Below are 13,300 nucleotides of genomic sequence, written 5' to 3'. Positions count from 1 at the left end.
GCGGAGAGGTTCGCATTGATTGTGTCGAATCTGAAGCTGCTGCGTTATTGTACGTTGCGGCCCGAGCCTCTTCGGCAGAGGCCCATAGCCATAAGGACAGAGATCACGCGGCCTCGCTTACGGCATGGGGCAACCGCAGGCTCTGCTCAAACCTCGTGACAGGTAGTCCCACCGCAGGCCGTCAGCCTGGCTCGCGAATTCTGTGCAGCGCAGTCACCAAGGCCGCGATCACGCTTATCAACGCGTTCGTACCATGGTCGTTCAAGAACGAATCTCTCTGCGTCATAGTTGAAATCACACCCCAGTCTGCCCACGTGGAGCGCGACGATGGTGCTGGTCGGTGACACCGTCGCACTTAAGGGGAGAACGGTGATCGACACTCCGAAGTTTGGATCCCTTGAAGCCGTCGAATCCGCTAAAGCTCGACAGAGATTCGCAGGCTTGCATCGCATTCGTCAATTCAGCACGAGAATTCAGTGACCACTGCTCTTCGTACGCCCCGTGGCTCAACGCCGCGCAAGAACACATCAGCAAAGCGCTCCGCGTCACCAAAGGTCGCCCTGCGGAAGAAGACATCTGTTGCGACAACAACGAAGGCTCCGATTCGGACCGGCATTTCCTCCTCGTCTCCATTGGGCATGTTGGCGCTGTATCTTACTGCGCAATGGCGTGCCTCGGGCCGAGGCGGACTTGTGTTCCTCGCCGAAAATGAGAGCCGAGCCGAGCTGTTGGGTTCGATCATCCCAGTTATCGAGCCGGCTTGTGATGTGCTCGTCTATCCCCGTTTGAACACGCTTCCGTTCGATCAGCTTGAGCCGTCACGTGATATCGCGGGTCGGCGGAGCTCCGTCTTGAGACGCCTTGCCAGGGCAAAGAAGCCGATCCTGCTGATCACGACGGTGGAGGCCATAATGGAACTCCTGCCATTGCCTGCGAACTGGTCTCGTATCGGATTTCCACTTCGGACCGGGGCCGTCTTTTCCGAGGAAGACCTTGAGGCCCGTCTGAAAGCTCTCGGGTACGACCTGGACGACAGTCCGGATTATCCCGGTGGAGTTTTATTTCACGGCAACACCTTCGAGATATTCCCTGCCGGCGCGCTCGGACCTTTTAGGATCGAGCATTCCGGAGGGAGAATCCGGCGTATTGCAGCGATCAATCCGATAGACCAGGAGGTGATTTCCGAAGCGAAGGAGCTCCTGATTGACCCGATGTCCGAGCGGCTGGCGTTCACGGGCCGGGCGCGAAGAAGGTCCAGCCTATTGGACTATTGTGCGCGCGCCAAATGGATCGCCGACAGCACCGTGCCCAGGCACGCCGAGACCTGGTTGAGCACGATCGACGATGCGGCCGCCCGCAGTGAGCGTGACCGTGCCTATCTCAGCCGGCGCGAATGGGAGCTGACGGCGAAGAAGATCACTGTCTTGCCGCCAACCACTCCGTATCGTGCGACGCCAGAGTTCTACAAGGCAGCCTCTCCGCGGAAGGCCCTCCGTGCATTTATCGAGGAAGCCCAGCGCGGCAGCGCACGTGTGCTCTTCGTCGCTGCGGTCGAAGCGGATTTGCGTGTGATGGCCCGGATGAGCGCCATCAAGGCCGAGTGCGTGCCCGATTGGACGCACGCGACCGCAAGGGGCAGGCAGCAGGCCGCATTGCTGGCAGGATTCGATGCGGGCTTTGTCGTTCCTGGAAAGAAGCCGCTCGTGGTCATCACTGCTGCCGACGTGCTCGGCAGCAGGGCGCACCAGCCGCAACCGACGAACTGGGCGTGGACGCCCGGCTTCGATTCGGGAGATCTCCCCGAACTCGGATCCGTGGTCGTTCATCTGCAACGTGGACTCGCACGCCTTGGCGGCTTGCGATCCATGGGCGCGGGCGATCTTTCGGCGCGCGAGATGGTCAGGTTGGTATTCGCCGGAAACGACGCCGTTCTCGTCCCTCTCGCAGAATTGGCCCTGATCTGGCCCTACGCCGCCGAGCTCGGAGACACCTCGCTGGACAAGGCCGACGGCAGCTCGTGGCGGCCGCGGCGAACGGCTGCCGAGACGGAAATTCACGTGGTCGCAAAGGAGCTGGCCAAGCAGATGAGTCAGCGCCGGCGGCGCCCAGCTCCGAAGCTCGTGCCGCGTCCTGCTGTCTATGAGAAGTTCGTCGCGCGGTTTCCCTATTTCACGACCCCCGATCAGGCGAAGGCCATCCGCGACGTTCTGGATGATCTTGCATCGGGGCACCCGATGGACCGGATCGTCTGTGGAGACGTCGGCTTTGGCAAAACCGAGGTGGCGCTGCGAGCAGCGGCAGCCGCCGTGCTGGCCGGAAAGCAGGTCGCTATCGTCGTGCCGACGACAGTGCTGGCGCGACAGCATGTCGAAACCTTTCGCAAGCGCTTTGCGCCTCTTGGCATCGATGTTGGAAACCTGTCGCGGGTTGCCTCGACCGCCGAAGCGCGAAAGGTCAGGGAGGGCCTCAAGAGCGGAGAACTCAGGATCGTCGTCGGGACCCTCTCGCTCGCATCCAAGGAGGTGAGATTTGCCGACCTTGGTCTGATCATCATTGACGAGGAGCAGCATTTCGGCGCTGCTGAGAAAGCCATGCTGTCGGGCCTCAATAAGAACGGCCATCGGCTCTGGATGAGTGCGACACCGATCCCCCGCACACTTGCAGCGGGCTTGACGGGCTTGCGGGACCTCAGCGTGATCGCAACCCCGCCGGTCCATCGTGTTCCGGTTGCCACCAAGGTGGCACCGCTCTCGGACATAGCTATCGCCGCTGCCCTGGTTCGTGAGCACAGACGTAACGGTCAGAGTTTCGTCATTTGTCCGCGGATCCAGGATCTCGATCCCATGCTCGCCAGGATCCACGCGCTGGCGCCGGAACTACGTATCATGACCATTCACGGCAAGTTGCCAACCGACGAGATCGACGAGAGGTTGATGGGGTTCGTCGAAGGTCGTGCCGATGTACTACTTGCAACCAACATCGTGGAAAGTGGCCTCGACATCCCACGTGCAAATACCATCGTTGTGTGCTGGCCGGAAAAATTCGGCCTGGCACAATTGCATCAGCTCAGGGGGCGAGTAGGACGGGGCGGCATCCGGGCGTTTGCGCATTTCCTGACGGAAGGCGGCTCCGAACGCTCGGAAAAACGGCTTTCCGCTCTTGAGGAATTGAGTCGTCCGGGCGCTGGCTTCGCGATCAGCGCTCGCGACCTCGACCTGCGCGGTGGTGGCGACCTTCGCTCCGATCGACAATCCGGCCACACGCAGGTGTTCGGACCGACGCTTTACGGCCACCTTCTGACGCTTGCCCTGGAGGGAGACCGCGATGGAATGTCCGCGCTCTGGATCCCTGAGTTGAATCTTCCCGTCCCTGAGCTGCTTCCCTCGAGCTATGTGCAATCGGAGGCGGTCAGGCTGGAGATCTACGCTCGAGCCGCTCGGTGCCGGAGTGATGACGATCTGGAGGAGCTCGAGGATGAAACGCACCGTCGATTCGGCAAGCTGCCGTCCGAGGCCAGCAATTTCTTTGCTGTCGCCAAGCTCAGGGTAAGTTGCAGGCAACGGGGGATCATGCGTCTCGATGTCGGTCCGGATGCAATTGCCGCAACGATGCTCGCAGGGAGGATCAAGAAGTCACGCTCACGGTCGCTGCAGCGCGAGGGCGATCGCGTCGTCTACCCCGGGCGCAGCGATGAACCTGCTTTACGAAGGGTCGAGCAGTTCTTGGATCTGTTGGACGAATGACGAGGGATTCGTCACTCAACTTGAAGCGATGTTGTGTGCCCTCCTCGGGGGCCCCGAAATGAAAGCGATGGCGCTTCACCCTTGGCAAGGACGATTGAGAGAACCCGTGTTGCGGGACACAGAGACGATCGTTCGAGCTGTTCTGAACCGGCCGGTCGGATGCGGTGGATCGTTCAAGTTCAAAGCTGCGCTGGCGGCCGACCCAGCCCGGATCCCAACAAACGAATGAGTCAGCGACAGAACCAGCTTCACCTTTTTGCGGCTTTGGTGACCACCAGTCCTCATGATATGCAGAAGGACGCTATTTGGGTTTTGGCCCAATCAGCCCCATCTGAGCGGATGTCGCCGGCTCGTCTGTTCGAGTTCCTGTTGCTGAACGGGTGCACGCGTCGACCCGCGCGGTAGCGCGTCCGCGGCGAAACCGGAGACGTGCGCCGGGCGGATAGGCTCGCGCCAGCTGATTGTGCTCGATCCGGTGTTGCATCATGTCCCGTCGGGTCTGGCGCTCGTCGAGCATCAGGACCAGATCCGAGCACGGCTTGGTCGAACACAGCAGCAGAAAGCCGGCTTCAGCGTCCTGAGGGTAGACCGTCAGCGCATCGGAGCGGTCCACGGTGCCCGACACCAAGCGCGCGGCGCATGCGAGACACCAGCCCTGCTCGCAGATGTAGGGGGTCTCGATGCCGGCGTCGATCATGCTGTACAGCAGATATTCGTCGGATGCGGCGTCGAATGTGAACGTCCCCTCCGGACGTTCCAGCCGTATGCGAAACCGCCTGGTGCCGCCTTCATTGGTCATGGCCGAGAGCTCCGTCATCGCTCACCACCGGCTGTCGGGCAATGCGACGTCGCCGATGCGGCCGCTGGCGTAGCAGTGCGCGGCCGCGATGATCCGCGCCGCAACCGCCAGCTCGCTTCGATCGCGCGGCGCGTAGACCACGAGGCTCTGCGGTGGCACGGCGCCCGCCATGTAGCGTGCGAACGGATGCACCGTGCCCCAGCCCTTGGCCGCGACCTTCTGCGCCCATTCCGGTCGCAAGGTCAGGTGCAGCGACCCGTCGGGGCGAACGATGAGCCACACCGGCGCGAACACGAAGGCCTCCGGCTGGCCCATGGCATGGATGTCATCGAGCGCGAAGGCGCGGCCTGCGGCGTTCAGCGGCGCCGGCACCTCTTCAACCCCGGCCAGCGCGCATGTGCAGGACACGAGCTGTGCGGCGTATCCGGCGGGCGAGGTGCCGTCGAGCTGGTGGCAGGGCCATGTCGGTGCGAGCCGCGGTGCGCTGCCGGAACGTGTGGCGAGACGACGCAGTCCCGGTGCCATCGCCCAGACGGGTGCAGCACTGCGCAAGCCTGCTCTAGCCGAAGCTGTCATAATGAACCTGCGTGATCGGAACATCGACGGCGCGCAGCAGCGATCTGACCGCGTTCACCATGACCGGCGGGCCGGCGACATAGAACTCGGCCGCCGCGTGATCCAGGACTGCGCTCTGGATGACATCGGTAACGAAGCCGGCCGCATGCGGCCAGTCGGATGGCGCGTGTTCGACCACGGGCAGGTAGCGCCCCTGCGGAATGCGCGCGATCGCCGTCTCGAGCATGTCATCGGCGGCGAGATCCGCCGGTGTGCGGGCGCCGTAGATGACATCCACGGGCGATCCGAAATCGAGGCGCGCCTCCGCGGCCTCGCGCAGCATCGCCAGGATCGGCGCGATGCCGGTGCCTCCCGCCACGAACACCTTGCGTCCCTGCTGTCGACGCAGCGTGCAGGCGCCGAATGGCGCCTCGATGGTGATCTGTGCGCCCGAGGCCAAAGCGGCGAGCGCGTTGCTGCCCTTGCCGCCATCGTAGCGCTTGGCAATGAACTGCAGGGCTTTGCTGCCCGGCAGGTTGCACATCGAGTAGCAGCGCCGTAGCCCTTCGCCGAGATGCAGGATCGCATACTGACCGGGCCGGAAGTTGATCGGCTCGGCCGTCTCGAAGCTGAACTGGCGGATCTCCGGCGCTAGATCGTCGACGCCGCGCAGGATCGCCTGTTGCTCGACGCATCGCGGCGTCGGCGCGGACCAGTCGCCGGGACCACGCGCGATCGTGACGTCCGAGATCGCGCGTGATTGACAGGCCAGGATGCGGCTGCGTCGCGCGTCGCGCGGATTCATCGCCGGAGCGCCGGGAAAGATCGGATCGACCTGACCGTCGACGAGCGTCACCTTGCAGGCGCCGCAACTGCCCCAGCCGCATTCGTAGGCCAGCGCGATGCCCCGGCGTCGTGCTGCCTGCAGGATGGTGTCATGGTCGGCCGCGTCGATCGCGACGCCGTCGGGCTCGATGCGGAGTTGTCGGGTCATCCACGCCATCCTTCCAGTCCAGGCGGTCGGCGCAGCACGCCGAGCGCGCCTGCCAGACTACAAGCCGCAATCCGCGATCAGCCTCGCCTGGGTCGTCATGGTCCGCTCCAGGATCGCCCGTGCACCGTCGGCCCCGGGCGCGGTCGAAAGTGCCTCGCTGAGCCCGCGCGCGGCGCGTTCGCCGAGCGGCATCCACTTCGCGACCCACTCCCGCAGCAGAACCGCGTGCTCCGGGACCTTGCCGGTGGCGTAGCGCACCAGGGCCTTGGTGGTCTCGACCGCATAGGCTTCGTCGTAGTTGCGGAAGTCGTCGTGCAGCAGCGCCAGCAGGTCGTCGTCGTTCGTGCGCGCCAGATCGGCGATCTCGCGATTGAAGACGTGATCGAAGATCGGCCGCAGCACCAGATTGCGGGACACGAACGCCTCGCCCCAATCGTAGGCGATCAGCTGCTTCTCGATCAGCTCGCGCAGGCCCTGCCATTGCGGCGCCTGCGTCCAGACGGTACGGGCAATTCCGCTGTCGGCGAGCTCCTCGCGTCCGGTGTCGAGCGCGAGCGCCTTGGCCAGATAGGCCTGGCGCTGCACCCGGCGCATCTCATTGCCCATCTGGAAGTAGAAAGTGTTGGTCACGAACGCCGACGGCGCCATCTGCGCGACATAGGCCGCGCTCATCTGCATCGCGTGTCCCGGGAAGCGCACCGGCAGATAGGCCTGGCCGAGGAAGTCGAGCCACGGTGCAGACAGCTTACGATAGATGTCCTGGCGCTCGAACTCGTCGATCAGGTTGTCGCAATACACCTCGCGGTCCTTCTGATCGCCGACGTAGCGGCGATAGGTGTAGGTGAGGGGATCGCGATAGCCCTCCCAGTCGTCCAGCGCGAATTTCGAGCCTTCGCGATTCCTGAGGTAGAACTGGTTGATCGACCAGTTCTCGGACAGCTCGAATGGCGCCGGCGCGCGGCGAAAGTGGCTGTGGAACTTGTAGGTGACGGCCTCGTATTCCGACGGCAGCCGGCGCTCGGTCCACAGGCTCCAAGTTTTCTTCTGCTTGCGCGCAGCCGGCTTCGCGGTCATTGCGGTCATGACGTGTCCTCCCGGGATTTGCTATGTGTGAATGGTCCAGACCCACTCGTCGTCCATCGATTCGAGTCGCCCGCCGAACGACACCAGGCTCGGCTCGATCTCGGCGAGCCGGAACGGCCGCCCCAGCGCCGCCTGCATGCTCTTCTGCGTCAGGCGGAAGTTGCGGTCGGCCTGGACGCGGACGTAGCCGCCGCGGTCCTCGATGACGATCTCGACGTCCGGATTGTCCTGCTCGCTCGCCGCGATCACGGCGTCGATGATGTCCTCGTCGACACCCCTGATGACGGGGCCGACCAGTTTCGGAGCTGCTGTCGTGGTCATGGGCTTGTCCTATGCGTCCTGCTCGGTCTTGTGACGGAGGCGGCGCAGCCGGCCGTCATTCGGCACGCCAACCAGAATGGCTTCACCGTCTTTCTTCACGGCGTAGCGAAAGAGGCGGCAGTCGCGCGGGTTGAGGCCGCGGCCGTCATCCATGCTGAATTCCCATTCATGGGCCGAACATGTGATGGTGCCGGATTCGAAATCGACCTTGCCGTCCGCCAGCAGGATCTCCTGGTGCGGACACATGCCCTGGAAGCAGCGCAAGTCGCCGCCGGGCAGATGCATCACGATCACTTCCTCGCCGTCGACCTCGACGCCGATGAAATCGCCTTCCCAAAGATCGTCCAGCGTTGCGACCTGCGTCCATGTCACGTCGGCATCGTCAGACATAGGCCACCTCGATCCAATCCATCGGCTGGATGCCGGATTGCGCCACCGTCATCGCCGACGGCAGCTCGCGACCGTTGTAGTAGACGCATTTTGGTGCCTTCTGCTCGGCGACGCGAAGTCCGACCGCGTGCTGTGCGACCTTGTCTGCCACGATGCTCATGTCGTCGCCGTCGTCGACAGGGATCAGCAGGACGACGAAGTCGCCGCGGAAATTGGCTTGGAGCGGAAACAGGGCCATGTGTGCCTCCCGGATTGTTGTTATGTCGGTGGTCTTTTCGATTGGAGACGTCGCTCGCGAGCGGCGCCCCTTTCCGTGCTGGCCGTCCGTCGCGGCCGGGTCACTCCGCCGCGAGCCGCGACGCGCCATCCCAGGCATAGGCTTGCGCATCGTTGCCGGCGACATCGGGGGTGATGCCCATATATTGCAGGGCGCCTTCCAGCGTCGGTGGCTGGATATGGCCGGCCAGGAAGCGGTCAACGACCGAGAGATGGGTGTCGTAACGTTCGGGCTGGCTCTTCCACACCCATTCGCAGACTTCGCAGCAGAAGTTCAGCTTGCGTCCATTATGCGTGGTGATCCGCGGCGCCTGGCCGATGCTCGGGCTGCAGATCGGAATGTGGCAGCAGTTGCAGACGATCGGCAGCGTCGCCGGATAGGTCTTCTCGATCCGGCCGGTGCGGACATTGTCGCCGATCACGTCCCACAGCTTGCCGAATCGATCGTTCCAGCCGGGATACTTCTGCTCGAGCCAGTCGCGCTCGGCGGCGGACACGCCGGCGTCGGGATTCCACCACACCGTCGGCCGCCAGAACCAGACGCCCATGTGATAGGCGTGATGGACCCAGTCCAGCTCCGGCAGGAAGTGCTCCTCCCAGTACCATGGCACGTTCATGCCGAGGTCCTTGAACTGGTCCATGAACTGCCGGCAGATCCAGTCCTGCATGAACTCCTTGAACGACATCGTCCGGCTTTCCAGCGGCGTGTAGTAATCCATGGAGATGCCGGTCAGCAGCGCGAACAGCTTCCACGACCGCCAGAACATCTGGTCGACCATTTTCTGCGCCTCGGCCTTCTTGCCGTTCTGGATCATGATCTTCAGCGTCGGCTCACCCTGCTGCGAATGCCGCGCCTCGTCGGTCTGGATCGAGGAGATCAGCGCACCGAACTCGATGTCGCCGACATGCAGCGCGTCGGAGGCCATGCCGAGGAACTGCAGATTGGTGAAGCCGGTCTCGAACGTAAATGTGAGCTGGATGGCCGTCGACACCGCATCATTGGCGGTGAACATGTCATCGAACAGGCTGCGCGCCGCGATCACGCCCCATTCGTTGGTGTGCATCGCCTTGTGAGCCCAGTCGAATTGCGGGTCCTTTCCGAGCAGGCAATAGGGGAAGTAGATCTGCGCCTGGCCGTGGCGGCATTCGTCGAGCGTCCCGAACGCGGCCATGTTGCGCCAGGCTGCGGCGCGGCCGAACCGTGCCATGCGCGCCTCGCCGATCGAGGCGAAATATTCCGGAACCGGGATCGCGCCGTAATGCGCCTTGATCGCCGACTTCCAGCCGGCGTCGAGATTGTCGTACAGATTGGAGCGCGCGATCGTCGAGCGGATCGAGTAGATGCCGTCGTCCTTGCCGGCCTGGTTGTGGACGTATTCGCGATAGGTCAGCTTGTACGGCTCGTCCCAGACCCACCATTCCTCGCCGTGGATGCCGAAGCTCTTGGACAGCTCCTCTGGAAAGACCTCGTCCTCGCTGACGTAGGAGAAAGCCCAGTTCATGTCGCGGGCCGTGTCGTAATAGTCCCGCCGCTGCAGCTTCGGCATGCGTTGCTCCTCCCGAGCTATGTGATCGCGTTCGTTGCTCTTCGTTGCGGTCCGCTGCCGCCCTTGATGGGCGAACGTTGTGCGGCGCGTGGCGATGGCGTACGAGTCAGGCGGTTGGACCTGATAGATCGTCGCGCGATGTTGTACGATCCAGTGTAGGACGCATTCTTTGGTTTTTCTTTAGGCCGCGGATGCGCACGAACATCGAGCGTATTCGGGCGCGATCGGGAGCGCAGGCGACCGCATTCCTGCTGCTACGCAGGTGACGAGATGATGCAATGCGAAGGGAAGGCGGCGGCGAGGATCGGCGCGGCCGTACCGACCAAGCGGGCCGATCTGTTCAAGCGAGCAGCTCGATGCCCGTCATCGTCCCGCTGCCGATGATGCGTGCGGCGGGATCAAAGACCGGTGCAACTCTCCGGCCGTTCAACGGCCGGGGCCGACGACCTGAAGCACCAGACCGTCGAGCTTATCGGTGATCGAAATCTGGCACGCCAGGCGGCTTTCCGGGCGCACGTCGGCGGCCTCGAATTCGAGCAGGTCGGCCTCGATGTCACCGGCGGGGCCGACACGGTCGATCCAGGCCTTGTCGACGTGACAATGGCAGGTGGCACAGATGCAGGAGCCGCCGCATTCGCCGATGATGCCGTCGATGCCGTTGCGTTTCGCCGCCTGCATGGCGCTTTCGGTGAGCTCTGCATCGACTGTCCGTACGGTGCCGTCTGGCTCGATGAAGGTGATCCTGGGCATGAATCTTCGGGTCCCTAGATGAACTGCCGGCCGCCGTCGACGATCAGGGTCTGGCCGGTGATGAAGGCCGCGGCGTGTGACGCGAAGAACAGCGCGCCGCCGACCATGTCGTCGACATCGGCCGCGCGTTTCAAGGCGCCGCGGGACACGCCATATTCGGCGGCGTTCTCGATCAGGCCGAGGCTGGCCTCGGTGAGCGTGAAGCCCGGCGCGATGACGTTGACAGTGATCTTGTCGTCGCCGAGCTCGCGCGCCAGCGCACGGGTCATCGCGATGACGGCGCCTTTCGATGAGACGTAGTGAAGCCACATCGGTGATCCGCTCATGACGGTCGCCGACGACACGTTGACGATCGCGCCGCCGCCGGCGCGCCGCATGAGCGGCGCGGCCGCCTTGCTCATCATCCACACGCCCTTGACGTTGACGCGCATGACCTGGTCCCACTCGGCTTCGGGGATCGCCTCGAAGCCGCGACGCGCGAGCCCGGCATAGATCGCGGCATTGTTGACCAGCACGTCGAGGCCGCCCATGCGCGCAAGCGCGAATTGCGCCAGCACCGCGGTGGACGTCTCGTTGGCAACGTCGACCTCGGCGGCGTGCGCCTTGTGGCCGCGGTCGCGGATCAGCCGCGCGGTGTCCTCGGCGCCGCCGAGACGGATGTCGGCGGCCACGACCTCGGCGCCGGCCGCAGCGAAGGCGAGCGCGAAGCCGCGGCCCAGCCCACCGGCGGCGCCGGTGACGACCACACGTTTCCCATGCAGCTGGAACGCACTCATGCTGAAGCCTCGATGTGCAGCAGATCCGTCATGAAGGCAGACGCTGTGCCCTCGGCGATCAGTGCCTGGGCCATGGTGGTGCCGGCCTCGGTCAGCATCGACGGCAGCACGAAGCTTTCCAGCATCGCGAGCGTCTCCTTCGGCGGCGTATCGAACCAGCCGCCGATCGTCGCGACCCCATGGCCGGTGAAGCGCCACAGCTTGTCGGCGTCCTTCATCAGCGCATCCTCGTGCGAGATCGCCTTCTTGCGGGTGTCGTGGCCGTCGATGATTGCCAGGATGGTCTCCACCTGCAGCCCTGGAATCGCCAGCCGTGCGAACGATTCGGCCGCGATCTTCACGCCCTCGATCTCGTGGGCGCGCTGCAGCTCGGGATATCTGGGATTGGGACCGACGGCGGCGGCGAGCTGCTCGGGCGGGAATTTCTTCCAGCCGACGTCGTGCATGAGGATCGCCGGCAGCACCACGGAGGCGTCCGCTTCGGGATGGATCCGCAACAGCGCCTGGCCGAGACGATAGGAGATCAGCGTATGCTCGTCGTTGGAGCGCACGTCGAGCCACGGCCGCGCCGCGAGCCAGACCGGCCAATCCTGGTCGCGCAGAAAATGCATCACCGCAGCTCCGCGTCGTAGGTGAGATAGATGGTCTTGTATTCGAGATAGTCCTCGATGCCGTAGCGGCCCTTCTCGCGGCCGATCCCGCTCTGCTTCATGCCGCCGAACGGCGCGCGCTGGTTCGAGCGCTGGATGTCGTTGACCCACACGGAGCCGGCTTCGAGGCGCTCGGCCAAGGTCAGTCCTGTCGCCAGGTTGCGCGAGAACACGAAGGCGGCCAGTCCATAGACTGTCGCATTTGCGAGCCGCAGCGCCTCGCTGCGTTCGTCGAATGGGGCGACACCAAGCACAGGACCGAACGTTTCCTCGGTCATGACGAGCGCGGAGGGGGGCGCATCGGCGATCACGGTCGGCGGCAGGAACCAGCCCTTGTCGTAGAGTCCGCCCGTCAACCGGGCACCGCCGGTCAGCACGGTTGCGCCATTGGCACGGGCATCGGCGATCTGCCGCTCGCTGTTGCGGTAGATCTTCTCGTTGACAACAGGTCCGAGTGCGCAATTCGAGGTCAGCCCGTTGCCGACGTCGAGCTGCGCGACCTTGTCGGCGAGCGCAGCGAGAAAGGCCGCGTAGATGGGGCGCTCGACATAGACGCGATTGACGCGGTAGCAGAACTGGCCGGAATTGGCGAACGCGTGACGGGCGATCGCAGCGGCCGCTGCGCCGATATCGGCGTCGGCGCAGACGATGGCCGGGCACTGGCCACCGAGCTCGAGCGTGATCCGCTTCATCGTTCCTGCGGCTGCAGCGGCAATCGCCTTGCCAGCCCGGGTGCCGCCGGTGAACGCAATCTTGCGCGGTGTCGGATGCGCGATCATCTGCATGCCGAGGTCGGGGCCGCGGCCGGTGACGACATTGAAGCAGCCCTCGGCAAAGCCGGCGGCATGGAAGATCTCGGCGAGCCGCAGTGTCGACAGCGGCGTGTCCTCGGCAGGCTTGGCGACGACGGTGCAACCGGCCATCAGTGCGGCGCCGAGCTTGAAGCAGAGCAGCGTCACCGGATAGTTGAAGGGCGTGATCGCGACGACGACGCCGACCGGCTCGCGGGTGATGACGATCTTTTCGCCGGCCACACCCGTCAGTGGCATCTCGGCGTGCAGGCGCAGGCCTTCCTCGGCGTAGACGTCGAGCAGTTCGGCCGAGCGCTGAATTTCGCTGATGGCTCCCGCCAGCGGACGGCCAAGCTCCCTGGTCAGCAGGCGGCCGACCTCACCGGCACTCTCGCGCATCAGCCGCGCCGCGTTCTTCTGCAGGCGGGCGCGCTCTGCCACGGGCGTCGTTTTCCACGATTGGAATGCGATCTCGGCTGCGTGGATCGCGGCATCGACATCCGCGGGCCCGGCCTCCGGAACGCTGTCGATCGTCTCGCCCGTTGCCGGATCGACGACGTCGAAGGTCGCGCCGCCTTGGGCTGCAACCCAGCGGCCGCCGATGAACATGTCCATGTCCGCGTCC

The 13,300-nt window shown here is 64.2% G+C and carries 13 protein-coding genes; 1 reads left to right on the top strand and 12 read right to left on the bottom strand.

The features are described from left to right. Positions 1 to 638 precede the first annotated feature (638 nt). Positions 639 to 3,743 carry a DEAD/DEAH box helicase gene (locus tag ACQR1X_RS25870; RefSeq protein WP_434899884.1) on the top strand — a complete coding sequence of 1,035 codons (3,105 nt, stop codon included), beginning with the start codon at positions 639 to 641 and terminating at the stop codon, positions 3,741 to 3,743. Between the two features lie 301 nt (positions 3,744 to 4,044). Here ACQR1X_RS25870 and ACQR1X_RS25865 read toward each other — a convergent pair whose 3' ends face one another. The 12 genes from ACQR1X_RS25865 to ACQR1X_RS25810 all read right to left on the bottom strand — a co-directional run bounded on the left by ACQR1X_RS25865 (position 4,045) and on the right by ACQR1X_RS25810 (position 13,290). Further along, entirely contained in the window at positions 4,045 to 4,542 is a 498-nt protein-coding gene (locus ACQR1X_RS25865; RefSeq protein WP_315804580.1) for a 2Fe-2S iron-sulfur cluster binding domain-containing protein, read from the bottom strand. Positions 4,543 to 4,563: 21 nt separating this feature from the next. Then, positions 4,564 to 5,094, bottom strand: a complete 531-nt coding sequence (locus tag ACQR1X_RS25860; RefSeq protein ID WP_315804579.1) for a luciferase family protein — start codon at positions 5,092 to 5,094, stop codon at positions 4,564 to 4,566. A gap of 7 nt (positions 5,095 to 5,101) precedes the next feature. After that, the gene (locus tag ACQR1X_RS25855) at positions 5,102 to 6,091 is read right to left on the bottom strand and encodes a 2Fe-2S iron-sulfur cluster-binding protein (RefSeq protein WP_434899883.1); all 990 of its coding nucleotides are present in this window, start codon (positions 6,089 to 6,091) and stop codon (positions 5,102 to 5,104) included. Positions 6,092 to 6,148: 57 nt separating this feature from the next. Then, positions 6,149 to 7,174, bottom strand: coding sequence for an aromatic/alkene monooxygenase hydroxylase subunit beta (locus tag ACQR1X_RS25850; protein WP_434899882.1), 1,026 nt, complete (start codon positions 7,172 to 7,174; stop codon positions 6,149 to 6,151). Positions 7,175 to 7,195: 21 nt separating this feature from the next. Then, positions 7,196 to 7,495: an MmoB/DmpM family protein gene (locus ACQR1X_RS25845; RefSeq protein WP_315716254.1), complete on the bottom strand. Its 300-nt coding sequence runs from the start codon at positions 7,493 to 7,495 to the stop codon at positions 7,196 to 7,198. A gap of 9 nt (positions 7,496 to 7,504) precedes the next feature. Then, positions 7,505 to 7,885, bottom strand: coding sequence for a Rieske 2Fe-2S domain-containing protein (locus ACQR1X_RS25840; RefSeq protein WP_316181163.1), 381 nt, complete (start codon positions 7,883 to 7,885; stop codon positions 7,505 to 7,507). After that, positions 7,878 to 8,123, bottom strand: a complete 246-nt coding sequence (locus ACQR1X_RS25835; RefSeq protein WP_316237158.1) for a toluene-4-monooxygenase system B family protein — start codon at positions 8,121 to 8,123, stop codon at positions 7,878 to 7,880. The genes ACQR1X_RS25840 and ACQR1X_RS25835 overlap by 8 nt, the downstream gene beginning before the upstream one ends. A 100-nt stretch (positions 8,124 to 8,223) precedes the next feature. Next, on the bottom strand, positions 8,224 to 9,708 hold the full coding sequence (locus tag ACQR1X_RS25830) for an aromatic/alkene/methane monooxygenase hydroxylase/oxygenase subunit alpha (protein WP_316181166.1): 1,485 nt from the start codon (positions 9,706 to 9,708) through the stop codon (positions 8,224 to 8,226). Positions 9,709 to 10,134: 426 nt separating this feature from the next. Then, the gene (locus ACQR1X_RS25825; protein WP_434899881.1) at positions 10,135 to 10,458 is read right to left on the bottom strand and encodes a 2Fe-2S iron-sulfur cluster-binding protein; all 324 of its coding nucleotides are present in this window, start codon (positions 10,456 to 10,458) and stop codon (positions 10,135 to 10,137) included. 14 nt (positions 10,459 to 10,472) lie between these two features. Beyond that, positions 10,473 to 11,234, bottom strand: coding sequence for an SDR family NAD(P)-dependent oxidoreductase (locus ACQR1X_RS25820; protein WP_434899880.1), 762 nt, complete (start codon positions 11,232 to 11,234; stop codon positions 10,473 to 10,475). Then, positions 11,231 to 11,845, bottom strand: coding sequence for an HD domain-containing protein (locus ACQR1X_RS25815; protein WP_315804571.1), 615 nt, complete (start codon positions 11,843 to 11,845; stop codon positions 11,231 to 11,233). The genes ACQR1X_RS25820 and ACQR1X_RS25815 overlap by 4 nt, the downstream gene beginning before the upstream one ends. Continuing rightward, positions 11,845 to 13,290, bottom strand: a complete 1,446-nt coding sequence (locus ACQR1X_RS25810) for an aldehyde dehydrogenase family protein (RefSeq protein WP_316237154.1) — start codon at positions 13,288 to 13,290, stop codon at positions 11,845 to 11,847. Before ACQR1X_RS25810 ends, ACQR1X_RS25815 begins: the two co-directional genes overlap by 1 nt. Positions 13,291 to 13,300 lie beyond the last annotated feature (10 nt).

The organism is Bradyrhizobium sp. HKCCYLRH3073 (genome assembly GCF_051167995.1).
In the GTDB taxonomy this organism is placed as follows: domain Bacteria; phylum Pseudomonadota; class Alphaproteobacteria; order Rhizobiales; family Xanthobacteraceae; genus Bradyrhizobium.
The sequence above is the reverse complement of the archived record's forward strand: the minus strand, read 5'-3'. Positions and strand labels throughout refer to the sequence as shown.

Excerpts from the sequence above, each read along its gene's own strand:
- ACQR1X_RS25855 (WP_434899883.1), bottom strand. The coding sequence starts at position 6,091 with ATGACCCGACAACTCCGCATCGAGCCCGACGGCGTCGCGATCGACGCG.
- ACQR1X_RS25845 (WP_315716254.1), bottom strand. The coding sequence starts at position 7,495 with ATGACCACGACAGCAGCTCCGAAACTGGTCGGCCCCGTCATCAGGGGT.
- ACQR1X_RS25840 (WP_316181163.1), bottom strand. The coding sequence starts at position 7,885 with ATGTCTGACGATGCCGACGTGACATGGACGCAGGTCGCAACGCTGGAC.
- ACQR1X_RS25815 (WP_315804571.1), bottom strand. The coding sequence starts at position 11,845 with ATGCATTTTCTGCGCGACCAGGATTGGCCGGTCTGGCTCGCGGCGCGG.
- ACQR1X_RS25820 (WP_434899880.1), bottom strand. The coding sequence starts at position 11,234 with ATGAGTGCGTTCCAGCTGCATGGGAAACGTGTGGTCGTCACCGGCGCC.
- ACQR1X_RS25810 (WP_316237154.1), bottom strand. The coding sequence starts at position 13,290 with ATGGACATGTTCATCGGCGGCCGCTGGGTTGCAGCCCAAGGCGGCGCG.
- ACQR1X_RS25825 (WP_434899881.1), bottom strand. The coding sequence starts at position 10,458 with ATGCCCAGGATCACCTTCATCGAGCCAGACGGCACCGTACGGACAGTC.
- ACQR1X_RS25870 (WP_434899884.1), top strand. The coding sequence starts at position 639 with ATGTTGGCGCTGTATCTTACTGCGCAATGGCGTGCCTCGGGCCGAGGC.
- ACQR1X_RS25835 (WP_316237158.1), bottom strand. The coding sequence starts at position 8,123 with ATGGCCCTGTTTCCGCTCCAAGCCAATTTCCGCGGCGACTTCGTCGTC.
- ACQR1X_RS25865 (WP_315804580.1), bottom strand. The coding sequence starts at position 4,542 with ATGACCAATGAAGGCGGCACCAGGCGGTTTCGCATACGGCTGGAACGT.
- ACQR1X_RS25850 (WP_434899882.1), bottom strand. The coding sequence starts at position 7,174 with ATGACCGCAATGACCGCGAAGCCGGCTGCGCGCAAGCAGAAGAAAACT.
- ACQR1X_RS25830 (WP_316181166.1), bottom strand. The coding sequence starts at position 9,708 with ATGCCGAAGCTGCAGCGGCGGGACTATTACGACACGGCCCGCGACATG.